21 protein-coding genes and 1 pseudogene are annotated in these 25,468 nt (G+C 60.8%); 5 read left to right on the top strand and 17 right to left on the bottom strand.

Annotated features, from left to right (window positions below):
* Positions 1-42: 42 nt before the first annotated feature.
* On the top strand, positions 43-423 hold the full coding sequence (locus ABWL43_RS28765) for a hypothetical protein (RefSeq protein ID WP_145158227.1): 381 nt from the start codon (positions 43-45) through the stop codon (positions 421-423).
* 233 nt (positions 424-656) lie between these two features.
* Here ABWL43_RS28765 and ubiA read toward each other — a convergent pair whose 3' ends face one another.
* Both ubiA and ABWL43_RS28755 read right to left on the bottom strand, forming a co-directional pair.
* On the bottom strand, positions 657-1,547 hold the full coding sequence (gene ubiA, locus ABWL43_RS28760; RefSeq protein ID WP_404486001.1) for a 4-hydroxybenzoate octaprenyltransferase: 891 nt from the start codon (positions 1,545-1,547) through the stop codon (positions 657-659).
* Positions 1,547-2,110, bottom strand: a complete 564-nt coding sequence (locus ABWL43_RS28755) for a chorismate--pyruvate lyase family protein (protein ID WP_404485999.1) — start codon at positions 2,108-2,110, stop codon at positions 1,547-1,549. Before ABWL43_RS28755 ends, ubiA begins: the two co-directional genes overlap by 1 nt.
* Before the next feature lie 195 nt (positions 2,111-2,305).
* On the opposite strand from ABWL43_RS28755, the gene ABWL43_RS28750 reads away from it, so the two are divergent.
* The 3 genes from ABWL43_RS28750 to ABWL43_RS28740 all read left to right on the top strand — a co-directional run bounded on the left by ABWL43_RS28750 (position 2,306) and on the right by ABWL43_RS28740 (position 4,125).
* Positions 2,306-2,473 carry a rubredoxin gene (locus ABWL43_RS28750; protein ID WP_003213373.1) on the top strand — a complete coding sequence of 56 codons (168 nt, stop codon included), beginning with the start codon at positions 2,306-2,308 and terminating at the stop codon, positions 2,471-2,473.
* Between the two features lie 36 nt (positions 2,474-2,509).
* Positions 2,510-3,658 (top strand): NAD(P)/FAD-dependent oxidoreductase, encoded by a 1,149-nt coding sequence (locus tag ABWL43_RS28745; protein ID WP_106575895.1) that lies wholly within the window; start codon positions 2,510-2,512, stop codon positions 3,656-3,658.
* Between the two features lie 191 nt (positions 3,659-3,849).
* Positions 3,850-4,125 (top strand): HU family DNA-binding protein, encoded by a 276-nt coding sequence (locus ABWL43_RS28740; RefSeq protein ID WP_003213368.1) that lies wholly within the window; start codon positions 3,850-3,852, stop codon positions 4,123-4,125.
* A gap of 86 nt (positions 4,126-4,211) precedes the next feature.
* Here ABWL43_RS28740 and ABWL43_RS28735 read toward each other — a convergent pair whose 3' ends face one another.
* The 15 genes and pseudogenes from ABWL43_RS28735 to tssA form a co-directional block, all read right to left on the bottom strand.
* Positions 4,212-4,655, bottom strand: coding sequence for a hypothetical protein (locus tag ABWL43_RS28735; RefSeq protein WP_262206770.1), 444 nt, complete (start codon positions 4,653-4,655; stop codon positions 4,212-4,214).
* A gap of 10 nt (positions 4,656-4,665) precedes the next feature.
* Complete coding sequence (locus ABWL43_RS28730) at positions 4,666-4,929, bottom strand: hypothetical protein (RefSeq protein WP_404485995.1); 264 nt, start codon at positions 4,927-4,929, stop codon at positions 4,666-4,668.
* Positions 4,930-4,999: 70 nt separating this feature from the next.
* Positions 5,000-6,280 (bottom strand): annotated as a pseudogene (locus ABWL43_RS28725) (RHS repeat-associated core domain-containing protein); the annotation flags it as partial.
* A 55-nt stretch (positions 6,281-6,335) separates the two neighbouring features.
* Complete coding sequence (locus ABWL43_RS28720; protein WP_404485994.1) at positions 6,336-6,926, bottom strand: hypothetical protein; 591 nt, start codon at positions 6,924-6,926, stop codon at positions 6,336-6,338.
* Entirely contained in the window at positions 6,926-11,269 is a 4,344-nt protein-coding gene (locus tag ABWL43_RS28715; protein ID WP_404485992.1) for an RHS repeat-associated core domain-containing protein, read from the bottom strand. The genes ABWL43_RS28720 and ABWL43_RS28715 overlap by 1 nt, the downstream gene beginning before the upstream one ends.
* 12 nt (positions 11,270-11,281) lie before the next feature.
* Complete coding sequence (locus tag ABWL43_RS28710) at positions 11,282-11,716, bottom strand: DcrB-related protein (protein ID WP_145158212.1); 435 nt, start codon at positions 11,714-11,716, stop codon at positions 11,282-11,284.
* A gap of 15 nt (positions 11,717-11,731) precedes the next feature.
* Positions 11,732-13,672 carry a type VI secretion system Vgr family protein gene (locus tag ABWL43_RS28705; RefSeq protein WP_262207255.1) on the bottom strand — a complete coding sequence of 647 codons (1,941 nt, stop codon included), beginning with the start codon at positions 13,670-13,672 and terminating at the stop codon, positions 11,732-11,734.
* Positions 13,673-13,829: 157 nt separating this feature from the next.
* Entirely contained in the window at positions 13,830-16,493 is a 2,664-nt protein-coding gene (tssH, locus tag ABWL43_RS28700; protein ID WP_404485989.1) for a type VI secretion system ATPase TssH, read from the bottom strand.
* Positions 16,486-17,529 (bottom strand): type VI secretion system baseplate subunit TssG, encoded by a 1,044-nt coding sequence (gene tssG / locus ABWL43_RS28695; protein ID WP_119737185.1) that lies wholly within the window; start codon positions 17,527-17,529, stop codon positions 16,486-16,488. Before tssG ends, tssH begins: the two co-directional genes overlap by 8 nt.
* On the bottom strand, positions 17,493-19,352 hold the full coding sequence (gene tssF / locus ABWL43_RS28690) for a type VI secretion system baseplate subunit TssF (protein WP_404485987.1): 1,860 nt from the start codon (positions 19,350-19,352) through the stop codon (positions 17,493-17,495). The genes tssG and tssF overlap by 37 nt, the downstream gene beginning before the upstream one ends.
* On the bottom strand, positions 19,349-19,864 hold the full coding sequence (tssE, locus tag ABWL43_RS28685) for a type VI secretion system baseplate subunit TssE (protein WP_242199548.1): 516 nt from the start codon (positions 19,862-19,864) through the stop codon (positions 19,349-19,351). Before tssE ends, tssF begins: the two co-directional genes overlap by 4 nt.
* A gap of 93 nt (positions 19,865-19,957) precedes the next feature.
* Positions 19,958-20,446 (bottom strand): type VI secretion system tube protein Hcp, encoded by a 489-nt coding sequence (locus ABWL43_RS28680; RefSeq protein ID WP_005792512.1) that lies wholly within the window; start codon positions 20,444-20,446, stop codon positions 19,958-19,960.
* Between the two features lie 171 nt (positions 20,447-20,617).
* Positions 20,618-22,114 (bottom strand): type VI secretion system contractile sheath large subunit, encoded by a 1,497-nt coding sequence (tssC, locus tag ABWL43_RS28675; protein WP_119737190.1) that lies wholly within the window; start codon positions 22,112-22,114, stop codon positions 20,618-20,620.
* A gap of 2 nt (positions 22,115-22,116) precedes the next feature.
* Positions 22,117-22,623 (bottom strand): type VI secretion system contractile sheath small subunit, encoded by a 507-nt coding sequence (gene tssB, locus ABWL43_RS28670; protein ID WP_017135823.1) that lies wholly within the window; start codon positions 22,621-22,623, stop codon positions 22,117-22,119.
* 54 nt (positions 22,624-22,677) lie between these two features.
* Positions 22,678-23,697 (bottom strand): type VI secretion system protein TssA, encoded by a 1,020-nt coding sequence (gene tssA / locus ABWL43_RS28665; RefSeq protein ID WP_404485984.1) that lies wholly within the window; start codon positions 23,695-23,697, stop codon positions 22,678-22,680.
* Positions 23,698-24,101: 404 nt separating this feature from the next.
* Here tssA and tagH point away from each other — a divergent pair, with 404 nt between their 5' ends.
* Positions 24,102-25,466, top strand: a complete 1,365-nt coding sequence (tagH, locus tag ABWL43_RS28660; protein WP_404485982.1) for a type VI secretion system-associated FHA domain protein TagH — start codon at positions 24,102-24,104, stop codon at positions 25,464-25,466.
* Positions 25,467-25,468: the final 2 nt, after the last annotated feature.

Below are 25,468 nucleotides of genomic sequence, written 5' to 3'. Positions count from 1 at the left end.
CCTTTGGGTCCGAATCCTGACAACCACAAAAGGAAGGTTCCGATGACTCAAAGTACTTTTTCCTGGAAAGCCCTGCTGGTAACGGCCGCGTTGACGCTGCCGACACTGGCATTCGCGGCAGACCCTGCGATGACCAAAGACGGCATGTTGGTGGACCACAAGGGCATGACGCTCTACACCTTTGCCAAAGACGCCGATGGCAAGTCCATGTGCAACGACAAGTGCGCCACCAACTGGCCGCCGTTGATGGCCGAATCCACCGACAAGCCAATGGGCAAGTGGACCGTGATCACCCGTGATGACCAAAAAAGCCAATGGGCCTACAGCGGCAAGCCGCTTTACACCTTCGTGATGGACAAAAAGGCCGGTGACATGACCGGTGAAGGCAAAATGGACGGTGCCTGGAAGGTCGCCAAGCCCTGATCGCTTAGCGGCCAGTGAGCTAATTGTGGCGAGCAGGCCTGTTAGGGCTAACAGGCTTGTTATGGTTTGAGGGCTTGTAGTGGCGAGCGGGCTTGCCCCGCGTTGGGCTGCGAAGCAGCCCCAAAACCTGACGCATCGGTCTTTCTGACGAAACACAGTGGCCCTGAGAGGGCCGCTGCGCGCCCCAACGCGGGGCAAGCCCGCTCGCTACGACAAGTCGGCTCGTCACAGGGTCAACGGAACGCGTAGTCCGCCACAATCCCGACAAAAATCGCCAGCCCGGCCCAGTGGTTGTGCAAAAACGCCTTGAAGCATTTCATGCGGTCCTTGTCGCGGGTGTACCAGAACTCCCAGGCAAAGCAGCCTGCCGCCGCCAGCAACCCCAGGTGGAACCAGCCGCCCAGCTCGAACCGCATACCCGCCAGCACCAGGCAGACCAGCGACAGGCCTTGCAAGGTGAGGATGATCACGCGGTCGGCATCGCCGAACAGAATGGCAGTGGATTTCACGCCGATCTTCAAGTCGTCGTCGCGGTCGGTCATCGCGTAATACGTGTCATAGCCCACCGTCCACAACAGGTTGGCGATGTACAGCAGCCACGCCGTGGCAGGCAGGTGACCGGTCTCGGCGGTGAACGCCATCGGCATGCCCCACGAAAACGCCGCGCCCAATACCACCTGCGGGTAATAGGTGTAACGCTTCATGAACGGGTAGCTCGCCGCCAACGCCAGGCCGCCGAGTGACAGCAGGATGGTGGTGGCGTTGGTCAGCAACACCAACAGGAAGCTGATGCCCATCAGCACCGCAAAAAACACCAGCGCCTCTCTGGAACTGATCTTGCCGCTCACCAGTGGGCGTTGTTCGGTGCGTTTCACGTGACCGTCGACCTTGCGGTCGGCCCAGTCATTGATCACACAGCCGCCGGCGCGGGTCAGCACCACGCCGAGCACGAAAATCACGATATTGAGCAAGGACGGCGAGCCCTTGCCGGCAATCCACAGTGCCCACAGCGTCGGCCACAACAGCAGGTAGATGCCGATGGGCTTGTCCATGCGGGTCAATTGAATGAAATCCCAGGCCCTGGGGTTCAGGTGGTTCAGGGACTTGAGCAGACGTTGATACATCAGCAGTTCTCCGCACGGTCATGCAACGCCTGCCAGAAGCTCGGCAGGAAAATTTCCGCCACCAGCACGCTCAGCTGCCCGCGATCAAAGCGCGAGCGGCGTCCCCACAACCCGTCGGCCTGGTCCGCGGTCGGCAGCCATTGCCGTGGGTAGTGGCACACCTCGATGGCCTGGCGGGTGAAGGCGTGGTCGCAAAACAGCAACTCGCCCAGCGAACGGCTGCCCAGTTCGTCCATGTGCAACCCGTCGCCTTGCAAGGCACTGCGCGCCGCCACGCTGCGCGCGAACACCCACGGCTGACCATGGCCGCGCAGATACACCTCGCGCACCCACCCGACAGTGGCCGGGGCCAGGCTCAGCGCCGCGCATTCATCGTCGCGCAACGGCTGCCAGCCTTCGAACAGCGGCGTCACGCTGAAGCCATCGTCGGACAACCCCGTCAGCCGCCGCGTCAGCGAGCCTTCGTCGAACAGCCAGTCAAGGGTCAAGGGCGCGGGCAGTGGGCTCAGGAGGCTCTGGGTCAGCCATTGGCAAGCATCGGGAGGGGCGATTGAGTGCGGCACGGTGAGTCAGTATTGGCAGCAAAAGAGGCGGCGAGCTTACCATGGCATCCTGAGCTTTTGCCGGGCTGAACCGGCCGTTTGCGCCGAACATGCTTGCATCTGCCGGCTCCGATCAGTACAAAACGCCCTGAGCCGCACGGCAACGTTGGTCTATCGACCGTCGGCCAAGATGCCTGGACCCTGAGGAAGCAAGTAATGAAGAAGTGGCAATGTGTAGTCTGCGGCCTGATCTATGACGAAAAAGATGGCTGGCCGGATGACGGTATCGCACCGGGCACCCTGTGGCAGGACGTTCCGGAAGACTGGCTGTGCCCGGACTGCGGCGTGGGCAAAATGGATTTCGAAATGATCGAAATCGGTTAATCATCGATTTTTGAAACGTACTTCAAGGAGAAAGGAATGAACGCACCTGTCGTGATCATCGGCACAGGATTGGCCGGTTACAACGTGGCCCGGGAGTTTCGCAAGCTCGACAGCGAGACCCCGTTGCTGCTGATCACCGCAGATGACGGGCGCTCCTACTCCAAGCCCATGCTCTCCACCGGCTTTGGCAAGAACAAGGAAGCCGACGGCCTGAGCATGGCCGAACCGGGCGCCATGGCCGAGCAACTCAAGGCCGAAGTGCGCACCCACACCCGCATCAGCGGCATCGACCCGGGCCACAAACGCCTGTGGATCGGCGAGGAAGCGGTGATCTACCGCGACCTGATCCTGGCCTGGGGCGCAGAAACCGTGCGTGTCCCGGTTGAAGGCGACGCGGCTGAGCTGATTTTCCCCATCAACGACCTCGAAGATTACGCGCGCTTTCGCGCCGCCGCCGCCGGCAAACGCCGCGTGCTACTGCTCGGCGCCGGCCTGATCGGCTGTGAGTTCGCCAACGACCTGATCCTCGGCGGCTATGAAATCGACCTGGTGGCGCCGTGCGAGCAAGTCATGCCGACCCTGCTGCACCCGGCGGCAGCCGCCGCCGTGCAAGCCGGGCTGGAAGGCCTTGGCGCGCGTTTCCACCTGGGCCCGGTGCTCAATCGCCTGCAGCGCACGGCTGATGGCCTGGAAGCGCACCTGTCGGACGGTGAAGTGATTCACTGCGACCTGGTGGTTTCGGCCATCGGCCTGCGCCCACGGGTGGACCTGGCTGCCGCCGCCGGCCTGCAAATCAACCGTGGAATCATGGTCGACCGCCACCTCAAGACTTCCCACGCCAACATCTACGCCCTGGGCGACTGCGCCGAGGTCGATGGCCTGAACCTGCTCTATGTGATGCCGCTGATGAGCTGCGCCCGCGCCCTGGCCCAGACCCTGGCCGGCAACGCCACGGCCGTGAGCTACGGGCCGATGCCGATCACCGTGAAAACCCCGATCTGCCCGCTGGTGGTTTCCCCACCGCCACGCGGCACCGAAGGCGTGTGGAGCGTCGAAGGGCAGGGCGCCGACATCAAGGCCTTGTGCCGCGACGCCAGCGGCCGCCTGCTCGGCTACGCGCTGACCGGCAGCGCCGTGATGGAAAAACTGGCCCTGAACAAAGAACTTCCGCCGTTACTGGCGTAAATACCGGTCGTTCTGTCGGAATCAGCACGTTCTTACCTCTATAAAGGTCGCCACGAGACTGGCGGAGCGTGCGAGGGCATGCCATCCTCACTCCCGTCTGCCGCAGAGTAGAGCCTGCGGCGCCTTGGGCGCTGCTCCACAAGAGAGCAGCACGGACATAACAACAAAAAACCGTCAAAGAGGCTTCACTTATGCGTAAACCAGAACTCGCAGCCGCCATCGCTGAAAAAGCGGATCTCACCAAAGAACAGGCCAACCGCGTACTCAACGCCGTTCTCGAAGAAATCACCGGCGCCCTGCATCGCAAGGACAGCGTCACCCTGGTTGGCTTCGGCACCTTCCTGCAACGCCACCGCGGCGCCCGCACCGGCAAAAACCCGCAAACCGGTGAGCCAGTGAAAATCAAGGCGAGCAACACCGTTGCATTCAAGCCGGGCAAGTCGCTCAAAGACAGCGTCAACCCGTAATCGCGGGACCGTCTGAAGGGAGGCGGGATGGGAAAAAATGGGCACGCCGACTGGGTTGGGTGCCCATTTTTTGTGGGGACGAGCAATCAATGCTTCTTTTTCTTTTCATCCAGATAGAAATTCAAATATTTCTTTGGTCTTTCTTGAAAGGCGCGTGCCTTACCGAATTTATAAGCTTCATCAAAGTATTTATACGCCTCGGCACTTCTTCCCAGTTCGAGAGATACCATCCCCACATTAATTAATGGACCAGTATCTATATCCGACTCTCGGCCCTCAAGAGTCTTTTGAGCCCATGGCTCGGCTGCGTTGAACTCGCCATTTTCGAAGTGAAGGTTGAAGAGGGAGCCAGTGACCCAAGACGATAAGGGGGTCCACTCAAGCTTTGGTTCCGGCAGTAAACTCCATGCCTTTTGGTATAGGGTGTGCGCTTCAGTTTTACGGTTTTGTTCATCGAGATCGTTGCCTGCCGCCATAGTGGCCATGATCTCATCTGCCAGTGTTGGATTCTCGTCCGCCAAATCTTTCATACAATAATCCTTAATAATATTTAGGCTTTTCTGCGGGGCCGATAAAGTCACCGGGGTCTTTGTACCTGTCAGTCAGCAGCGCGCCTTTGGATCGGTTGTGGGAATAATATTTCAGCTCGTAGTTATCAGGGTCATGCATCCAACCCCGTACTTCTTTTGTTTTAGCTCCGTGATAACCGCCTTTGCTGTTCCAATACTTAACGGCGTCGGTTTTATGAGCCATATCCGCGTCTTTGATCGAATACCATTTTTTATCAGTACTCTGGAACCGCATGTTTTTTCCGGAGCCAATTATTTTGCCTTCAGCTCTCATCCTAGCCAATTACGGCTTTTCCTGTGCGGCTGCCTTTACCTGGTGTTCTACCCACTGAGTTCAGGCGGCAAGACAACCCTAGTGGGTCGTTCCAACCGAACGGGTTGAGCGCGTACGCGTAGAAATTCAATCCCCCCGTTTAACCCAATCGGATCCGGCGTCGAAAACCGCCCCACATCCGGATCATAAAACCTGAACGTATTGAAATGCGGCCCCGTCTCCCGGTCCAGATACTGGCCCTGAAACCGTAGATTTTGTTCCTCGATGTAATAAGGCTCGCGCGCCTCTTCCAGCGTGCTGCCCCACACCCGGTAAGTCGCCTGCCAGACGCTGTGTCCGTCAGCTTCGGTCAGTTGCTCCGGCAACCCGTTCAGGTCGTTGTGGTAGTAACGAATTTTCTGCAGTGGGCCGTCACCGTCGACGCGAGCCAAAGGTTGGTAGCCTTCATCTTCATAAACGTAAAGGCTCGTCTGACTGTGCTTGTGCTCCTGCAACAACCGCAGCCCATCCCACATGAACCGGGTTTCCCCCAACGGATACCCATCGCTGCCATGCTCGGTTTTTTCAACCCGCCGCCCCAGCGGGTCGTAGACCATCCTGACCACGCAGCCGTTTTCATTAAGCACTTCAACCAACCGGCTTTCTGCGTCATACACAAACCGCTGCACGCCACGCTTGGCGCTGCGCTTCTCGATCATCCGTCCAAACGCATCGTAGCGATAACGCTTGTCCTGATACGTCAGCAGCTTGTTATGCACCACTAACCCGGCGCCCGTCTGCGGGCCGTCGAGCAGGTTGGCGGCGGCGTCGTAGGCGAAGGTTTCGCGCTGGCCGTGCAGGCTGTCTTGGCTTGCGATGATGCGGCCGGTGGCGTCGTAGTGCAGCAGTTGGCGGTGTTGTGCCGCGGGTTGCTGGTCGAGTTTGCCGATCAGGTTGTCGGCGGGGTCGTATTCGAACTGCTTTTGCGTCGCCGCAGGCATCAGCGATGGCTGGCTGTTAAGGCGGCGTTGGCGTGAGCGCAGGCGGCCGCTGCGGTCGTATTCGCTGCGGGTGCTGAGCTGGCCTTGGGTGCGCAGCACTTCGCGGTGCAGGCGGTCGCGTTCGAAGTCGCTGATGACCTGGCCGTCGAGGTTGATCTGGTGCAGGTGGCCGCTGCCGTAGTACAGGCGATTGAGCCAGCGCCCGTCCGGCAGTTGGGTCTGGATCAGGCTGCCGAGTTCGTCGTAGTGATGTTGCAGCTTGCCGCCGGCACTCGCTCGGCGAGCAACTGACCATGGACGTCGTAGGCGAAGCGCAGGGCTTTGGAATTGCCAAAGGGTAGGGATTTATTTGATTGTAAATTTAAATGTTCCCCACTTAACTGCTCATCAGCATGCTTGGGTGATGGTATGGAAGGTCTTTTTATCTTCATCAAAAAAAAGGTAAGCCTGTGCGCTGTCGTGGCTCAATTCGCTAATGTCGAGCTGCCCCACGAAAACCATCGGTTTTCCGCTTTCTATTGGCCATTCGGGGCTTTGAAGCCATTTTGGCTGTGTTTTCAAACACCGAAAATCAGTTTTTATTTTTTCCTTCAACCACGACTGCAAATCTTTCGGACTCAGGCTTTTTTGCTCTTCGATTAGGTTCGATAAATAGTCGGATGATAGGGACAGCCACTTTGGTTGAACTTTTAGCGTCAGGTTAAATAGGTTTTCGTACTTTTTTTCCACCGTGTGAGTAATGCCATTCTTGCTCAGAACACCCGACAGAAGCGTTTGAACATTGTAAATGCACTCAAAATTTCGAAAGTCCTGACTGATTGCATAGGTATAGAGATCAGGTTCACTGACGTACGCTGGCAAGTTTTTCTCACCTTTCAGCAACGCTTCGACAGTTGCATCTGCGTAGACTTTTTCTTCGAATTCCTTGGGTGAAATAGAGCCTTCGACGAATTTTTTAATGATGTCTATAGCGGTCATTACTTGCTTCCTAAATGTCTGAATTCATCAAGTGCTGCGTGCTGCTCGCGAGTGACCTCACGCAGGTTTCGAGGATTGTTCACATCCCTACCACCGTTTCTTTGAGGGTTGTGGTGATGCAATTCCATTGAGTTGCCGTTGGCGTCCAGGGGTGCCGAACCACGCTTCATACGGCTCATGTTAGACGGACTGAATTCGCCAGATGTTTTTGAAGCTTCATGGCGGTTTTTCCAGTACCGATTTCTTACCACATCCCAAGCCGGAGCTTTGCCGTTAGGCAACGGTTTGTCTATGGCTTGGCCGCGTTTCCAGCGTTTGAACTGAACGCAACTCCAACCCCAAGGATCGATCCAGCCGACGGGATTTGGGCTGTATTGATAGAGGTTCAGTCCTCCCGCCAACCCAATCGGATCCGGCGTCGTAAACCGCCCCACATCCGGATCATAAAACCTGAACGTATTGAAATGCAGCCCCGTCTCCCGGTCCAGATACTGCCCCTGAAACCGTAGATTTTGTTCCTCGATGTAATAAGGCTCGCGCGCCTCTTCCAGCGTGCTGCCCCACACCCGGTAAGTCGCCTGCCAGACGCTGTGTCCGTCAGCTTCGGTCAGTTGCTCCGGCAACCCGTTCAGGTCGTTGTGGTAATAACGAATTTTCTGCAACGGCCCGGCACCGTCGACGCGAGCCAAAGGTTGGTAGCCTTCATCTTCATAAACGTAAAGGCTCGTCTGACTGTGCTTGTGCTCCTGCAACAACCGCAGCCCATCCCACACGAACCGGGTTTCCCCCAACGGATACCCATCGCTGCCATGCTCGGTTTTTTCAACCCGTCGCCCCAGCGGGTCGTAGACCATCCTGACCACGCTGCCGCTTTCATTACGCACTTCAACCAACCGGCTTTCTGCGTCATACACAAACCGCTGCACGCCGCGCTTGGCGCTGCGTTTTTCGATCATCCGTCCAAACGCATCGTAGCGATAACGCTTGTCCTGATACGTCAGCAGTTTGTTATGCACCACCAACCCGGCGCCTGCCTGCGGGCCGTCGAGCAGGTTGGCGGCGGCGTCGTAGGCGAAGGTTTCGCGCTGGCCGTGCAGGCTGTCTTGGCTGGCGATGATGCGGCCGGTGGCGTCGTAGTGCAGCAGTTGACGGTGTTGTGCCGCGGGTTGCTGGTCGAGTTTGCCGATCAGGTTGTCGGCGGGGTCGTATTCGAACTGCTTTTGCGTCGCCGCAGGCATCAGCGATGGCTGGCTGTTAAGGCGGCGTTGGCGTGAGCGCAGGCGGCCGCTGCGGTCGTATTCGCTGCGGGTGCTGAGCTGGCCTTGGGTGCGCAGCACTTCGCGGTGCAGGCGGTCGCGTTCGAAGTCGCTGATGACCTGGCCGTCGAGGTTGATCTGGTGCAGGTGGCCGCTGCCGTAGTACAGGCGATTGAGCCAGCGCCCGTCCGGCAGTTGGGTCTGGATCAGGTTGCCGAGTTCGTCGTAGTGATGTTGCAGCTTGCCGCCGGCACTTTGTTCGGCAAGCAACTGGCCGACAGCGTCGTAGGCGAAACCCAACGCCTGGGCATTGCCTTGCAGATCAGTGAAGGTGACCGCCGTGAGCTGATCCACCGCATCGTAGCTGTACTCAGTGCGGCCATCGTCGGTGGTCTTGGCGACCAATCGGCCGACCGCATCACGCTCCAGCCGATGAACGATGGGCGCTGGCGGCGTTTCGGGGACCACCGCCAAGCCATTGCCATAAGGCGCTGGAACGGCAGTCACCGCTGTGATGTTGTCCAGCCGGTCGTAGTCGTAGCGCTTGGCGCTGCCGTCGAGGTCTTGCTGTTCCGCCAGCCGATCGCCGGCATCCCACGCAAACCGATAGCTTTCACCGTTTTCATTGACCAACGCTTGCAGACGCCCGTAGCTGTCGTAGCCGAACTGCACCTGGCGACCATGGGCGTCGGTGCGCTGGCGTACCTGGCCTCGCCGGTTGTGTTGATAGAGCGTGGTGTGCCCGGCGGGATCTGTATAGCCCACCAACTGCCCGCTGGCATCGCGCTGGAAATGTTCGGTGCGGCCATCCGGCAGTTGGCTGCTGAGCAATCGGCCCTGGGCGTCGTAGCTGAACTGCGTGCGTTCACCCAAGGCATCAGTGATGACCTGCAAATAGCCACGCTCGTCGTAGCTGAAGCGCGTTGGGTAGCCCGAGCAATCAATATGCTCGACCAGTTGCCCGAACGGGTTCCAGCGCAGTTGTTTGCTTTTGCCGGTGGCGTCGATGATTTCCACGACCTGGCCGTGGGCGTCATAACGATAGCGGGTGATGTAACCCAGCGGATCGGTCTCGGCGATGCAGTTGCCGCGCGGGTCATAGCGATACTGCCAACTGTTGTCGGCGGCGTCGGTCTCCACCAGCGGTAACGCCCAGTGCTCCAGCCATAAGGTGGAGTCGCTGCGCCCGAGCGGGTCGGTTTCGCCGATCAGGTTGCCGCTCTCATCGTAGCTGTACTCATAGCGGCCGCCTTGCGGGTCGGTGGCGCTGAGTAACTGGCGTTCGTCGTTCCATTCGAACAGCCAGGTCTGGCCGAGTTTGTCGCTGTATTGAATGATCTGATACTGAGTGTTCCAGTGCCGAGTGCTGACGCGTTGCAAACCGTCGGTGATGCGGGTCAGGCCCGCCTGCAAGTCGTAGTCGAACTGGTAGGCGTCGCCCTCATCGGTCCAGTGCCGGACCACGCGCCATTCCAGGCCTTCAACCAGTGCCCACTCATAGAAACAGCGCAACCCGGTGGGCAATTGATGTTCCACCATTCGACGCCCGGCATCGTAGACGAAGCGCCGCTGGACTTGATCTGTTGCATCACGCACTTGCGCGAGATTGCCCGCCGCGTCGTAGCCGTAGCTCACGAGCACTTCGCGACGTTGATCCGGGTAGAGGCGCTCAATATGAGCTACATGACCCTGATCACGGATCAGCTCAACCTGCACCAGATCGAACGTGTCGCGCAGGCGTACCAGACGTCCGGCTTCGTCATAGTCGATATAGATGCGGTTGTCGTTACGATCACCCAGTTGGGTCAGACGCAGTCGCGACGGGTCTGCTGGAGCAGCTTCGAACAAGCGGTACACGCCGTCGTCACTTTCGATCAGCAACTGCCCATTCAGGTGTCGCCGTACCGCGAGCCCTTCACCGGCGCTGAATACTGCGCCGCCCAACGGAATCGAACCCATGTCGATGGGCCGGCCCTGTTCATCGGTGTAGACCAGCGTTTCGCCGCCCTCGGGATGCGGCTGGATGTCGACGCACACCTCGTAGGCCACGCTCCAACCGGTACCGAACAGGCTACCTTGGCGTTCGTCGCGGCTGTTGTAAAAGCGCTGCCAACCGATCGGCAAAATGCCCGGAAGCACGAAATCCAGTTCCTCGACATCGCCGAGTATCTTCGCGCCCGTCGCAGCATGCACCGGGTTCGACGAGCCCATCGCGGCGTTGGCCGCAGCGCCCATCGCGCTGCTGATGGCCATCGACGTCGCGCCGCTGACCAACATGCACGGTAACTTGCTGAAGAACTTGCCCTTGCCACCCTTGAGCATCAACAGTGCCGTGACCGCCAGCCCGACGCCTGGCGTCTTGCCGCTGCGAATTTCACGCACCACCACCGAACCGCCACCAATGGTCACGTTGGAGGAAATCAGCCCCGACGACACCACCGTCGCATCGCAGGTACTGCGATCACCGCTGCGCACGGCAGGTTGGCCGTTGATCGTGACCTTTTCCGAACCCTCGGCCAGAAACTGCGGCGGCATTGGCGGGTGCTTCATGCACACCACCAGGTCCAGCGGCTTCGGCACAGCACCCGGCGCAGGTGTGGCGACGGTAGGGCGCCACATCTGCGAGAAGAACCCCTCGGCCATGTCCAGGTAGCTGGGCTCCGGCTCAGGTTTGGTTTCTTCCAGCTCGGTACCGGCCGGGGTGACATGGGAGCTGATCGCCCCAGCCGCGCGGGCGGCGGGAATGTTGTTGGTCAGCGTATTGGTGGAGCCGGTGAGAATATTCGCCTGCACCGTGGGCGGAAACAGGGCGTTACTGAAGGCATCGCATATCTTGGTCAGCCCTTTGTCCGCGCCACTCTTGCTCATGGCCAGGCCAACAATCGTGCCCACCACCGCACCCAGCAGGAAGCAGCCGAGGCCGCCGGTGGCCACGGTGATACCGGTGGCCGCAACCACGGCAGCCGTTGCCACGGCAGTGATCGCGATATTGGCCGCCACTTCCAGCACACCACCAAGGATGTCCGCCATCATCGAGGTGTGGGACAGCGCATCGCCCATTCGGGCCGCCCATAACGCGTCAGACATGCAGGTTGCTCATCAAGAAACAGCGTCGAACGACAGCGAATTTTTTATCAATGCCCAATGCGCCGCCTCGGCATCCCCAAGCTTCTCCGCCTTCACATAACTCAAGGCGAGCATCTTGCGCGTACCCGGCAGCACCAGCGCCAGCTGGTACTGGAACACCTTGTCATTGCCCTTGTTGAACTGGCTGCGCAGTTCAATGCCTTCCACCTCTTGGGCGGCGCCCAAACGCACGGTCACGCTCGGTTGGCAGCGCAAGTCCTGCACCTGTTTTTCCAGGCGCTTGAGCTGGTCATCGAAGTTGCTGTGCAGGGTCTCGCCTTCGGTGAGAAAGCTGCGGCTGATGATCAATGACGTGCCCAGTTCAGGGAACTTGAGGATATTGATCGACGCGTCCTGAAGCTCGGCGGCCGGCAGTTGGAACTGGAATTCGTTGATTCGGTACGTCATGGCAAACAGGTCTCGTCAGGAGCTTTTAGGCGCGGGGAATGCGGCGTTGATATTGGCGTCGATGCTGGCTTTCATGCCCTGGCCATCGGGCGTCGCGCCGGGGCCGCCGCCGTTGTTCAGGTGCAGCACGCCGCCGGTATTGAATTCGGCATCGCCGCTGGCGTGGAAGCTGATATTGACGCCGCTCAGGTTGATCTGCCCGCTGGCGTTCAACTCCAGGATGCTTTTGCCGCAGACCAGGCGCAGGTTTTCGCCCACTTCAATCACGTAGCTCTGGCTGATGCTGTCGGTCTTTCTCAGGCCCACCGAAAGGATGTCCTCGTGCTTGACGATGCGCACACGGTTATTCCCAATCGTCACCGTCTCGTTATGCCCAATGCTCTTATTGCGGTCATGCCCCACCGAGTGGCTTTCATCCACCTCCACCACGATGTCCTGATTCCTCTCGGCATGGATGTACAACTGCTCCAGCCCCTTCTTGTCCTCCATGCGGATTTCATTGAAGTTGGCTGGTGTGCCGCCCTTGCTCGAACGGCTTTTCATGCCGCTCTGGGTGGCGTTTTCCGGCAGGTCGTAAGGCACCGTTTGCTCGGCGTTGTACACCCGACCGGTGATGATCGGCCGGTCCGGGTCACCTTCCAGGAAGCTCACAATCACTTCCTGGCCGATGCGCGGGATCTGCATCGAGCCCCAGTTTTTCCCGGCCCAGGATTGCGACACGCGAATCCAGCATGAGCTGTTCTCGTTGGATTGGTCGTGGCGGTCCCAGTAGAAGTGCACCTTCACGCGGCCGTATTGGTCGGTCCAGATTTCCTCGCCTTTGGGGCCGACCACCAAGGCGGTCTGCGGGCCTTTGACGATGGGCCTGTGGGTGTTCGCGAGCGGGCGGAAGCTTTGCTGGGCGTCGATGCACGTGAGGCTGCTTTCGAATTGCGCCGAACCCGAGCCGCCACCGCTTTCCAGGCTTTCCTGGACGATGTAATAGCGACAGCCAACGATCAGGTATTCGCGGTTCTGGTCCTGGCGGCTGAAGCCGGTGAGGCTGAACAAGTGGCCCGAGCCGAGGCCACGGGCGTTGCCGCTGAACTCGATCTGCTCATGCAAGGTTTGCAGGGCTTCGATGCGAGTGCGCGCATAGTGCTCGCCGTCTTCGCTTTGCACATAGGTGCCGGGGTAGTCGTACAGCGGGTAGTCGCCGGCGGTGTGCGGGCGTGGCATCGCCGAGCGTACGTCGATGCTGGCGCTGGGGCGCTGGAAGTCGTAGTCATTGAGCTCCAGCGAGCCCGGTTGCACTTCGTGCGCCAGGTGCCAGTTGTGCATGTGGTCGCGTTCGCGCTGCTGCTCGTCCTTGGGGTAATACGGAATCGACGCGTAGCCCGGCACCGTGGTGTGGGCGCCATAGGCGTCGGCCAGCACCAGCACATGGCGGTCCGGTTCATGGCGGAAGAAGTAGTAGATGCCTTCCTGTTCCATCAAGCGGCTGACGAAATCGAAGCTGGTCTCGCGGTACTGCACGCAGTACTCCCACTCGCGGTACGGCCGGCTCAGGGCGTCTTCGAAGTCGGAAAAACCCAGGTCGCGAAACACCTGCTTGATGATCTGCGGGATGCTCAGGTTCTGGAAAATCCGGCAGTCCGAGGTGCGGCTGAGCAACCAGAACCACGGGCGCAGCGTCACCTGATAACTGGCGAACTGGCCTTGGTCGATGTTCTGGCTGCACCGCGCGACGATGCCGTGGAAGTGCCGCTCGCCACCGTCTGCCAGTTGCAGGCCGACGCTCATCGGCTTGCCCAGCAACTGGTTGAGGTCAATGTTGGCGTCCAGCGAGGTCAGTTGCAGCTCATAGTTGAACAGCCTGCCCAGCTCTTCGCCGCCGCCCATTTCATTGAGCAGCAGCACATCCGGCCCCAGAGGGCTGGTGACTTTGGCCAGGCGTGAGGCTTGGTTGAATAGCATCGGTTAACCCGTAAATTGCCTAGTAACTGAAGAAACCGGCTCTAAATGTGGGAGGGGGCTTGCCCCCGATAGCGGTGTGTCAGTTGATGCATGCAGTGACTGATTCACCGCCATCGGGGGCAAGCCCCCTCCTACATTTGGACTGCATCTCGTCAGATCAATCGGCGTCGCTGAAGTCGTAGTGCAATTCATTATCCCGGGTGCTGATACGCACACCCGCCAGCGCCTTGCCTTCGAGCATGCGCGTGAGGAATTCACGGCTCATGTCCGGTAGCAGGCTGTTGGTCAGGATGGTGTCGATCATGCGCCCGCCGCTTTCGGTTTCGGTGCAGCGCGAGACGATCAAATCGACCACCGCGTCGTCGTAGTCGAAGGCGACTTTGTGCGTTGTCTCCACACGCTTTTTGATGCGGCCCAGTTGCAGGCGGGTGATCGCCTTGAGCATCTCGTCGCTCAGCGGGTAGTAAGGAATCGTCACCAACCGGCCGAGCAGTGCCGGCGGGAAAATTTCCAGCAATGGCTGGCGCAACGCCTTGGCGATTTCTTCCGGCTCGGGAACATTCGCCGGGTCTTTGCACACCTGGGAAATCAACTCGGTGCCGGCGTTGGTCGTCAGCAGAATCAGGGTGTTCTTGAAGTCGATCACCCGGCCTTCGCCGTCCTCCATCACGCCCTTGTCGAACACCTGGAAGAAGATCTCGTGCACGTCCGGGTGGGCTTTTTCCACCTCGTCCAGCAGCACCACGCTGTAGGGTTTGCGCCGTACCGCTTCGGTCAGCACACCGCCTTCGCCGTAGCCGATATAGCCCGGTGGCGCGCCCTTGAGCGTCGACACGGTGTGGGCTTCCTGGAATTCGCTCATGTTGATGGTGATGACGTTCTGCTCGCCGCCGTACATGGCTTCAGCCAGCGCCAGCGCGGTTTCGGTCTTGCCCACACCCGAGGTGCCGGCGAGCATGAACACGCCGATCGGCTTGCTCGGGTTGTCGAGGCCGGCGCGGGACGTCTGGATGCGCTTGGCGATCATCTGCAGGGCGTGGTCCTGGCCGATGATGCGTTTTTTCAAGTGCTGGTCGAGGTTGAGCACCGTCTCCAGTTCGTTGCGCGCCATGCGGCCCACCGGGATGCCGGTCCAGTCGGCGACCACCGAGGCCACGGCCTGGTAATCCACGGTCGGCAGGATCAGCGGGGTTTCGCCTTGCAGGGCGGTGAGGCGTTGTTGCAGGTCCACAAGCTGTGCGCGCAACTCATCGTTGCCGCTGTCCACAACACCGGCTTTCTCGCGCAGGGTTGCACGGGTGGCGAGCAGCTCATCGACCAGTGCTTTCTCTTCGGCCCAACGGCTTTCCAGGGTTGCCAGGCGTTCACGTTCGGCACTCAGCAAGGCTTCGCTGTTGCTCTGGCGTGCGCCGATGGCGATGCCGATGGCATGCTCGCGGGCGATGATTTGCAGCTCGGTTTCCAGCGCTTCGATGCGACGGCGGCTGTCGTCGACTTCGGCCGGCACGGCGTGCAGGCTGATGGCGACGCGGGCGCAGGCGGTGTCCAGCAGGCTCACGGATTTATCCGGCAGCTGGCGCGCCGGAATGTAGCGGTGCGACAGCTTCACCGAAGCTTCCAGGGCTTCATCGAGGATCTGCACCTGGTGGTGTTTTTCCATGGTCGAGGCCACGCCGCGCATCATCAGCAGCGCCTTGTCTTCCGACGGCTCAGCCACTTGCACCACTTGAAAACGGCGGGTCAGGGCCGGGTCTTTTTCAATGTGTTTTTTGTACTCGGCCCAGGTCGTGGCGGCCACGGTACGCAAGGTGCCACGGGCGAGGGCTGGCTTGAGCAAGTTGGCGGCGTCACCGGTCCCAGCGGCGCCACCGGCACCGACCAAGGTGTGGGCTTCGTCGATGAACAGGATGATCGGCTTGGGCGAGGCCTGGACGTCTTCGATGACCTGGCGCAGGCGCTGTTCGAACTCGCCTTTCATGCTGGCGCCGGCTTGCAGCAGGCCCACGTCGAGGCTGCGCAGCTCTACGTCTTTGAGCGCGGGCGGCACATCACCGGCGACGATGCGCAGGGCAAAACCTTCGACCACGGCGGTCTTGCCCACACCGGCCTCGCCAGTGAGGATCGGGTTGTTCTGGCGACGGCGCATGAGGATATCCACCAGTTGGCGGATCTCTTCATCACGCCCGACGATAGGGTCGAGCTTGCCGCTGCGCGCCTGTTCGGTCAGGTCCACGGTAAAACGCTTGAGGGCTTCCTGCTTGCCCATCGCGCTCGGTGCCATGGCGCCGCTGGCTTCGCCGGGTACAGCGCCGGCATTGAAGCCGTCGCTGGCACTCAACGCATTTTCGGGCGAGTCGCCGACGTATTCGTCGAAGCGTTCGCTCAGTGCTTCAGCTTTGATTTTGTCGAACTCGGAAGACAAGCCCAGCAGCGCGTGGCGCAGGCTCGGGGTCTTGAGAATGCCGAGCACCAGGTAACCGGTGCGCACCTGGCTTTCGCCGAACATCAGGCTGCCATAGACCCAACCGCGTTCCACGGCTTCTTCCACATGGGACGACAGGTCGGTGATCGACGTCGAGCCCCGTGGCAGGCGGTCCAGTGCTTCAGTCAGGTCACGGGCCAGGCGGGCCGGCTCCACGTTGAACTGACGAATGATGCGGTGCAGGTCCGAGTCCTGCAGTTGCAGCAACTGGTGAAACCAGTGGGCCAGTTCCACGTACGGGTTGCCCCGCAGTTTGCAGAACACAGTGGCGGCTTCGATGGCCTTGTAGGCCACGCTGTTGAGTTTGCCGAACAGTGCGGCGCGACTGATTTCACCCATGCTCTGGATTCCTTGAGGTGGTGGCGTGGTCGGCGTAATGCCGAGCCAGGATTAGGTCGTTGGCGTCATGCTCGGGTCGGCCGAGCCAGGTGTTGAAGCCCAGGCGGAACTGGCCATTGAGCTGCAGCGCCGGTACTTCGGGTTGTTGCAAAACCAGGTTCAGGTCCCAGTCCAGTTCATGGCCCAGGTACTCGGCCACCCACGCCACCAGCTCATTGAACGGCTGGCTGCCGGGCAGCATGCCCATGTAGTCATCCAGCGTGAGCGGGCCGAGGCGGATGCGGAATTTATGCTGGCGGTCCCACACGTGGCTGCCCAGGCAGAAGTCCACGCCCAGTTGGTTGGCGCTGACACTCACGCGGCTGCGCTCGGGCAATTCCAGCCATTGGCCGACGTATTCTTCGATCTCCACCGGCAGGCCGAAATACTCGCTCAGAATCGCCTTCAGGCCATCCGGGTAGCGGGTTTGCGCTGACAGGTGGCCGCTGTAATGCAGCTTCGCGGTGTCAGGAATCAGCCCCTGATTGAGCAGGCTCGGCATGCCCCGGCCACTCAGCGCCGCCAGGCGTGCGGACCAGTAATCATCGTCCGGGCGGTCGTGGCTGACTGTCGGCCGCGCCTCGGCCCAGGCCCGGTAAAACAAGCTGAGCAGCCGATGGTGGAACACGTCCAAAAACTGTTTGCTGGTGCTGTCGGCGTTGTTGCGCTGGCGCTCGCGCACGTACTCGGTGATGTGCAGCGGCAACGGGCCGTTGGGGCCGCCGAGGCCGAAGAAGAACTGCTCCAGCCGCGCCGGTTTGCCGTCGCCCCCGGGATCGACCGAGGCCAAAGTGGCCGGGGCGAAGGTGCAATCGGCCTGCTGCCCAAGGCGCAACGGGTCATCCGCCAGGCGCAGGGAATGGCCCAGGCGCGGCAGCTGCGGCGATTCGCACTCGATACGCCGCAGCGCCTGGAAGAAATCGTATTCCCAGGGCTCCTGATGCATCGCATCCAGTGTGTTCACAGGGTCGGACGCCGCCCGGGCTTGGCTTTCCATCGCATGATCTCGCCGCGTTCGGTGGTACGGATCACCGTCTCGGTAAAACTGTTGATCGACACGTAACGTGCCAGGAAGCGCTCCAGCACCGCACCGAGCAGAAACACGCCGGTACCGCGAAACGCGTTTTCATCGAACTCCAGGGTAATTTCCAACCCGCGCCCAAACACAATCGGGCCAGGCATCGGCAGGCGCCGGGTCACGGCTTTGCTGCTGACTTCGCGCAGGCCTTCGATCTGCAATTGCAGCGCCGCGTCGTTGCTGTCGCCATACAGGCGCAGCAGTTCACGCAAGGCGCCGGCGCCCTGGCCCTGTTCGCTCAGCGACAGGTAATTGAGCGACAACTGGCTGATCAGGCGCCAGGCCTTGGCGTCATGCGCGTGGCTGGCGCGTGGGCGGCTCGGGCCCGCGACGCAGCGCACCGACAACACCGGCGCGCTGTCGGCCAAGGTGAAGTCGGTCTTGCCGTTGCCCACGCTCATGAACAACGGCAGATCGCGGTTAGTGCACAGCGCGGTCACGCCGAGTTGGCGCAGGTCGTGGCGGTAGGGCGCTTGCTGGCTGTCGACCAGGCTGACAAAGGTTTCGCTGCCCACGTAGGTAGAGCGCGGGCCGTTGCGGCGCTGGTCGCTGGACAATACGCGCGGCTCGCGGCGCAGCGTGTAGTAAGCCTGATCGCGACCATAGCGTGACGGGTCGCGCACCGCGTAGAACGGCAGGAACGGCTGCTCCGGCCCGGTGCCATGGCCGGTGATGCCGCTCAGCGAGTGAATCTCGAAATCCATTGGCCGCGTGCGGTCGGCAATCACGTGGTGTTCGTTGACGCGGTCAGACAAATGAATACGGTCCACGCGTTTGGGGAACAGGTTGATCGCCGGCGTGCAGAACGGCATGAACTGCGCCGCGCCAACACTGCCTTCCAGGCTCGGCTCGTGGCGGTCGAACAGCACGATCAGTTCCAGCTCCTGGCCGTCGCAGCGTTTGACCGCGCGGCTCAGTTCGGCGAATTCGACGAACAGGAAGCGGTGGGGCAGGGCGAAGTATTCCTGCAACAGCCGATAGCCCTGGAATGCGCGGGCCACCACCGGCATGGCCGCGTCGGCGTCGTCAAAGCCGCGCGAACGCAACGCGTCCTGCGGCAGGCGTTCGACCCAATCACCGCCAGGCTTGCGCGCAAACACCGCGCAGGCATTGCCCAGCAGTTGTTCGTAGAGGCGAAACGGCTGCTCATCGGCACCGCTGAGGTACAGCGGCAGGCTGTCGAGGTCGAGGCTGTTGAACGGCAATTCGGCGCCGGTGCGCAGGGTCAGGCGCAAACCGGCCTTGGCCTTCGGCTCGCTGGCGGCCAGGCGGCCGAGCACGGCGGCGGGGTTGCCGAAGTACTCGGCGCCGCTGACCTGCAACGGCCACAGCGTCACCGGGTGCGCGGTGCGGTACTCGCAGCAGGTCTGGGTTTCGCGGCCCAGTGCTGCGCGCAACACGGTGTCGCGCGGCAGCGGGAAGCCGCTGGCCAGCGAGCCTTCATCCGGGTCGGTCTGCAATTGCACCACGGTCATCGACGGCGTCGGCGCCAGGTAGTGCGGGTAGGCGATTTCCAGCAGGTTGTGGGTGAACGTCGGGTACTCGGCGTCGAGCTTGAGCTGCACGCGGGCGGTGAGGTAGGCAAATCCCTCGAGCAGGCGTTCGACGTACGGGTCGGCGCAGTCCATACCGGACAGGGTCAGCCGACTGGCGATCTTCGGGTATTCCTTGGCGAACTCGGCGGCGCTTTCGCGCACGTGGTGCAGTTCCTGGTTGTACAACTCCAGCAGGCGCGGGTTCATGGGCGCCTCCGCTGGTCGGCATTCACCACGCGCACATGGCCGGATTCCAGGTCGAGGTCAGTTTGCAGCAGCAAGCGCAATGGCACCGGCTGCGCCCACAGGTCGCCTTCAATCTCGAAGCTCAGGGCGTTGTGGTTCATCTCGCCGTGGCCGATGCGGGCTTTGACGCGCAACGTGTGGCGCAGAATACGCGGTTCAAAGGTGGCTATGGCCTGGTAGATCAGGGCTTCCAGGGCTTTGATGTCCACGCTGGACACGCTGTTGCCCGCCAGTGCCGGCAGGCCGTAATTGACCACCGACGTACCGGCCGGGGTGTGCAGCGTGGCATCGGCATCCAGCAACGACGTGGTGTTGAGCAGCCACGCCAGGTCGCGCAGGACCGAGGCTTTCAATTGGGTCAGGGACAGCACGCGTTTGTCGGCGCTTTCCTTGGGATTGGTTGGGTCGTCGTCGGTCAACCGGTCCAGCAGGGACGGTTGCAGACGGTCGCGGGAAGCGATTTCAGTTACCACCAAAGCAGCTCCACGGACGGGTTGTGAGAGGGACGGTTTCTGCGAGGGGCCGATGCCTGGGGCCGTGGCGGCGAGCCACGGCCACCGGGTTTATCAGCGTTTGGTGTTGGAACGGATGTTCCAGCCAAACTTGATCGCGCCGCCGTCTTTGGTGCCGTCGGCTTTCTGCGGCTGGTAGTCGACCATCACTTGGGCGAAGTTCAGGGTGACGTTTTCGGTCAGGCGATCATCGGTGCCCGAACCGCCGGTGCTCAGGGACGTGACCAGCACTTCTTCCAGGTTGATCACCATGTACTCGACCTGGCTTTCGCCACCGGCCTTGCGCACGGTCAGCTTGACCTTGTCGATGTGCTTGCCGCTGGCGCAGTGCATCATCAGGTTTGGCGATGCCTTGTCGACGTACTTGGTCAGCGACAGGTCCTGAATATTCACCTTGCCCGCACCGCCGCCACCGCCAACGTGCATGTTGCCGGACTGGGCCATGCCCCAGCTCCAGTTCAGCACGTCGATTTCGTCCTTGTGGGCCTTGTCCATGGACTCGCCCTTGATGTCGCCGATCTTGATGAAAATATCAACAGCCATGTTTTCTCCCTGTGTGGCTCTTGCCACTGAATTTGAGTAACTCCAAATGGGCAGTGCCTTTGTGTGGGAGGGGGCTTGCCCCCGATGCAGGCACCTCGGTGTGTCAGTCACACCCCAGTGATGCTATCGGGGGCTAGCCCCCTCCCACAGAAGAGCCAGCTCATCCGTGGGTTAGGCGCTTTTCGCCGAAGGCAACTTCGATACCAGGCGCAACGACACGGTCAGCCCTTCGAGCTGATAGTGCGGGCGCAGGTAGAACTTGGAGTTGTAGTAACCCGGGTTGCCTTCGACGTCTTCCACGATCACTTCGGCGGCAGCCAACGGGTGCTGGGCCTTGGTGGTTTCGGTGGAGTGCGCCGGGTCGCCGTCGACGTAGTTGAGGATCCAGTCCTGCAACCAGCGCTGCATCTCGTCCTTCTCTTTGAAGGAACCGATCTTGTCGCGCACGATGCACTTCAAGTAGTGCGCGAAACGGCAGGTGGCGAACAGGTACGGCAGGCGCGCGGCCAGGTTGGCGTTGGCGGTGGCGTCCGGGTCGTCGTATTCGGCCGGTTTCTGCAACGACTGTGCACCGATGAAGGCGGCAAAGTCGGTGTTTTTCTTGTGCAGCAGCGGCATGAAACCGTTCTTCGCCAGTTCCGCTTCACGGCGGTCGCTGATGGCGATTTCGGTCGGGCACTTCATGTCCACGCCACCGTCATCGGTTGGGAACGTGTGGGCCGGCAGGTTTTCCACCTCACCGCCGGATTCCACGCCACGGATGCGCGAGCACCAGCCGTAGTGCTTGAACGAACGGTTGATGTTCACCGCCATCGCATAGGCGGCGTTGGCCCAGGTGTACTTGGAGCTGTCGGCGCCGTCGGTGTTTTCTTCGAAGGCGAAGGCTTCCACCGGATCGGTCTTGGCGCCATACGGCAGGCGCGCCAGGAAGCGCGGCATGGTCAGGCCGATGTAGCGCGAGTCTTCCGATTCACGCAGCGAGCGCCAGCCGGCGTATTCCGGCGTGGTGAAGATTTTGGTCAGGTCGCGCGGGTTCGACAGTTCCTGCCACGAGCCCATGCCCATCACGGTCGGCGAGGCCGCAGCGATGAACGGGGAGTGCATGGCGGCGCAGACTTTCGACAGCTCGCCCAGCAGTTCCACGTCGGGTGGCGACTGGTCGAAGTAGTAGTCGCCGACCAGGCAGCCGTACGGTTCGCCGCCGAACTGGCCGTATTCTTCTTCGTACATCTTCTTGAAGATCGGGCTCTGGTCCCACGCGGTGCCCTTGAATTTCTTCAGGGTCTTGTGCAGGTCCGGCTTGGAGATGTTGAGCACGCGGATCTTCAGCTGCTCGTCGCTCTCGGTGTTGTTGACCAGGTAGTGCAGGCCACGCCAGGCGCTTTCCAGCTGCTGGAAATCCGGGTGATGGATGATCTGGTTGACCTGGGCGGTGAGCTTGGCGTCGATGGCGGCGATGATCGATTCAATCGACTTGATCGCGTCATTGGACACCAGGTCCGTCTGTGCCAAAGCCTGTTCGGCCAGGGTGCGCACGGCGGTTTCCACAGCTTCGCGGGCACGCTCTGTCTTGGGTTTGAATTCTTGCAGCAGCAGGTTGGCGAACTCGCTGGCTTCTTCGGTGGCACCCAGGATCTGGGAGCCTTCGCGGGCGGTGTTGTCGGTCATGATTACTGGTCCCCTGCAGGCTTAGGCGCGCTGGCAAGTGCCTGAAGCAATGCCGGGTCCTTGATCGCCTTCATGATGATTTCTTCAGCGCCAGTCTTGCCGTCCATGTAGGTCAGCAGGTTGGCCAGCTGGGTGCGGGCTTCGAGCAGTTGCTTGAGCGAATCGACCTTGCGGGCCACGGCGGCCGGGCTGAAGTCGTCCATGCTTTCGAACGTGATGTCCAGGCTCAGGTTGCCTTCGCCGGTCAGCTCGTTCGGTACGTGGAACGCTACGCGTGGCTGCATGGCCTTGAGGCGCGAGTCGAAGTTGTCGACGTCCACTTCAAGGAACTTGCGGTCGGCCACGGGTGCGAGCGGTTCGGCAGGCTTGCCGGCGAGGTCGGCCATCACACCCATCACGAAGGGCAGCTGGACCTTTTTCTCGGCGCCGTAAAGCTCGACGTCGTACTCGATCTGCACTCGAGGCGCACGGTTGCGCGCGATGAATTTCTGAGAACTTTGCTTCGCCACGTTGCTGCTCCTGGTCGCTTGAGCGACGGTGTTGTTACTGCACAGCCGGGCGGCTTACTCGCCGTCCGGGCCGCGCAGGTTTTCAAATTGGGACATGCCGTCGGGGATCAGATTGCGCACGATGGCCGCGAAGTCGGCGTGCACCAGATTCTTCGCCCGGTTCAACAGCACCGGCAGCGGGCTCGAAGGCTCGTGACGGGTGTAGTACGCAAGGATCTTGTCGAGGCTGCGCAGCACGTCATCGCGGCTGACGATGTCGCCAGTGGGGCGCCGTGCGGCGGGGGCAGCGGCGAAATCGACCGAGGGGGCATTGTCGTCACTGACGGCCTCGGGTTCGCTGCTGGTATCGCTGTTCGGTACGAATTGGTTGAGGACTTGCAGCGCCTGCTTGAGCGGTTGCTTCAACAGGCTGAGGTCCACGCCCTGGGCCGAACCGACCTGGTCGCTGACCTGTTGTTCGATGGCTTCGCAGGCGGCGCGCGCGGCGCTCAAGGCATCGCGCGTGGCTTGCAATTGTTCGGGATCGCTGTCCAGAAATGCGGCGTTGAGTTGCTGGGCACCGAGCTGTTCGTCGGGGAAACTCATCAAGCCGCTGGCGTTCAGCGCAGCACGCAGGCTCACCGGCCCGAACGTGCGCGAGCGCGTGAGGATACTTTCACGCAGCAGACGAATGGTCGCGTCGCTGGTTAGGCCAGATAAGGCATTGATGCGTACGGTGGGGTCGTTATCGTCGTCGGCGTCCAGGCGCGGGTGCAGGTCGGCCCAGTACTCGCGCAGCAGCGCGTTGATCAGTGTGAGGACTTCGACCAGCCCGGCCACACCCTGAAGGGCGAGGGAGCTTTGCAACAGAAAATGGGTGATGCGCAGGTCTTTGCTGCGCTGCAACAAGTCGAGGCTTTGCTGCTGGATGCTGCGCCATTCCGGTGGCTCAGCGGGCAGGATAGCGTCGCCCATGCTGCGCTCGGGTTGGCCCTTGGCGTCACGCTCCAGTTGGAGAAATTGCGCGTCATATTCCATGTCTTCGCCACAGGGCGAAGTCGCGGAAACGGCGGCGAGCAGCAACGGCACATCCACTTGATTCGATCTCCCTATCAGCCCGTTAGATGCCGGGCAATGCATGCATTAGTTGCGCGATGAACTTTGCATGTTTTCTTGGTCATATAGCCAGAGTGCCACTACCGTGCCATCACTGATGTTCAAGAAGTTGTGCATTTTTGGTGTAGTAGTTACGCCTTGTCAAGGTAAGCTATTCGCCCTCTGTGACAGATGTGCGGTGCTTAACACCCTGCGCGACTGGCGGGTCGAACGGCGCACCAGGACAGGATTTTTGTCATAGAAGCCAGTTAAGATCACCGATCATGCTGGTAAAAGCCTATTTTTACGGTCGTTAACGCGACTGGCGGTATCTCTCGGGAAGCCTGGCTCCTTCAGGTAGACCCTTGGATAGACCGCGCGCGATGTATCAGCAAGGAGGCAAGATGTCGCTGTGCTTGACTATCACTAGTTATCACAAGATCACCCCTGGGCAATGCCCTGAAAAGTCCATGAATCAGGGCGTGATGGCTATTGGCCGCAGTTCTGATAATGACTGGGTATTGCCAGATCCAGAGCGCCTTGTCTCCTCGCAACACTGCGTTATTCAATACAAAGATGGCCGTTACTATTTAACCGATAACAGCACCAACGGCGTTGAATTGGTTAACGCCGGTATTCGTATGCGCCGAGGGAACAGCGAACCGTTGCAAGACGGTGAATTGATCCGCATCGGCGACTACGAAATTCAGGCGCGTATCGACTTCAACGTGCAAGCCATCGATAGCCAGCCGTTTACCGGCGATTCGCCGAACAGCTTCGAGGCGTTGATGGGCGCGGTGGTGAACGCGCCCGCGCCGACGCCGGTGATCGCACCGCAGTTTCATGGCGCCTCGTCGATGGACACGCTACCGGACCTGTTCGATTTCCTCACCCCGACCGCCGTACCACCACCGACCGTGGCGGACCATGTGCCGTCCGAGCAACACGACTTTCGCCCGCCGACCCCCGTTGCCATGCCAGTGATGGAGAAGCCGGCGCCGTCAGCCTCGGTGATTCCCGAAGACTGGGACGTGTTTGGCGACACACCCGCGCCCGTGGCCAGTAGCCCGACGCCCGTTGCACCGCCTCCCGTGCCGCCGGTCATCCAGTCGCCTCCCGCGCCGCCAGTCATGCAGTCGCCGCCCGTGGTCGAGCCCGTGCTCCCCGCGGCTGACAGCCAACAGCCCGACCTTTTGCAAGCCTTCCTGCGCGGCGCCGGCCTCGACCAGTTGCGCCTGGACAAGGCCGATGCCTGCGCGCAGATGGAGAGCATCGGCCGCAGCTACCGGTTGATGGTCGAAGGTCTGATCGACGTATTGCGCGCCCGCGCCAGCCTCAAGGGCGAGTTCCGCATGCAGCAGACGATGATCCGGCCCGCCGAAAACAACCCGTTGAAGTTCGCGCCCAATGCCGATGAAGCCTTACTGTTGCTGCTGCGTCATGGAAACCAAGCGTTTATGGCGCCGGACATCGCCGTGCGCGACAGTTTCGACGACCTGCGCGCCCATCAACTGGCGGTAATGGCCGGTGTAGAAGCGGCCATCAAGCACTTGCTCGCGCGCTTTGAGCCGGCGCAACTGGAAGAGCGCATGGGCAAGCCCGGCGGGCTGTCGAGCATTTTCAACGGCTCGCGCCAGGCCCAGTACTGGCAGCAGTTCACCGAGCTTTACAGCAATATCTCGCGCGAAGCCCAGGAAGATTTCCAGGACCTGTTCGGCCGCGAATTCAGCCGAGCCTACGAAGAACACAGCGCACGACAGCGTCGCTAAAC

The sequence above is a fragment of the Pseudomonas sp. HT11 genome (assembly GCF_044875395.1).
In the GTDB taxonomy this organism is placed as follows: domain Bacteria; phylum Pseudomonadota; class Gammaproteobacteria; order Pseudomonadales; family Pseudomonadaceae; genus Aquipseudomonas.
This window is presented reverse-complemented; position numbering and strand designations above follow the sequence as displayed.

Excerpts from the sequence above, each read along its gene's own strand:
- ABWL43_RS28750 (WP_003213373.1), top strand. The coding sequence starts at position 2,306 with ATGAAGAAGTGGCAATGTGTAGTCTGCGGCCTGATCTATGACGAAAAA.
- ubiA (WP_404486001.1), bottom strand. The coding sequence starts at position 1,547 with ATGTATCAACGTCTGCTCAAGTCCCTGAACCACCTGAACCCCAGGGCC.
- ABWL43_RS28720 (WP_404485994.1), bottom strand. The coding sequence starts at position 6,926 with ATGACCGCTATAGACATCATTAAAAAATTCGTCGAAGGCTCTATTTCA.
- ABWL43_RS28740 (WP_003213368.1), top strand. The coding sequence starts at position 3,850 with ATGCGTAAACCAGAACTCGCAGCCGCCATCGCTGAAAAAGCGGATCTC.
- tssG (WP_119737185.1), bottom strand. The coding sequence starts at position 17,529 with ATGGAAAGCCAAGCCCGGGCGGCGTCCGACCCTGTGAACACACTGGAT.
- tssH (WP_404485989.1), bottom strand. The coding sequence starts at position 16,493 with ATGGGTGAAATCAGTCGCGCCGCACTGTTCGGCAAACTCAACAGCGTG.
- tagH (WP_404485982.1), top strand. The coding sequence starts at position 24,102 with ATGTCGCTGTGCTTGACTATCACTAGTTATCACAAGATCACCCCTGGG.
- ABWL43_RS28715 (WP_404485992.1), bottom strand. The coding sequence starts at position 11,269 with ATGTCTGACGCGTTATGGGCGGCCCGAATGGGCGATGCGCTGTCCCAC.
- tssF (WP_404485987.1), bottom strand. The coding sequence starts at position 19,352 with ATGAACCCGCGCCTGCTGGAGTTGTACAACCAGGAACTGCACCACGTG.
- ABWL43_RS28735 (WP_262206770.1), bottom strand. The coding sequence starts at position 4,655 with ATGAAAGATTTGGCGGACGAGAATCCAACACTGGCAGATGAGATCATG.
- ABWL43_RS28710 (WP_145158212.1), bottom strand. The coding sequence starts at position 11,716 with ATGACGTACCGAATCAACGAATTCCAGTTCCAACTGCCGGCCGCCGAG.
- ABWL43_RS28745 (WP_106575895.1), top strand. The coding sequence starts at position 2,510 with ATGAACGCACCTGTCGTGATCATCGGCACAGGATTGGCCGGTTACAAC.
- ABWL43_RS28730 (WP_404485995.1), bottom strand. The coding sequence starts at position 4,929 with ATGCGGTTCCAGAGTACTGATAAAAAATGGTATTCGATCAAAGACGCG.
- ABWL43_RS28705 (WP_262207255.1), bottom strand. The coding sequence starts at position 13,672 with ATGCTATTCAACCAAGCCTCACGCCTGGCCAAAGTCACCAGCCCTCTG.
- tssC (WP_119737190.1), bottom strand. The coding sequence starts at position 22,114 with ATGACCGACAACACCGCCCGCGAAGGCTCCCAGATCCTGGGTGCCACC.
- ABWL43_RS28680 (WP_005792512.1), bottom strand. The coding sequence starts at position 20,446 with ATGGCTGTTGATATTTTCATCAAGATCGGCGACATCAAGGGCGAGTCC.
- ABWL43_RS28765 (WP_145158227.1), top strand. The coding sequence starts at position 43 with ATGACTCAAAGTACTTTTTCCTGGAAAGCCCTGCTGGTAACGGCCGCG.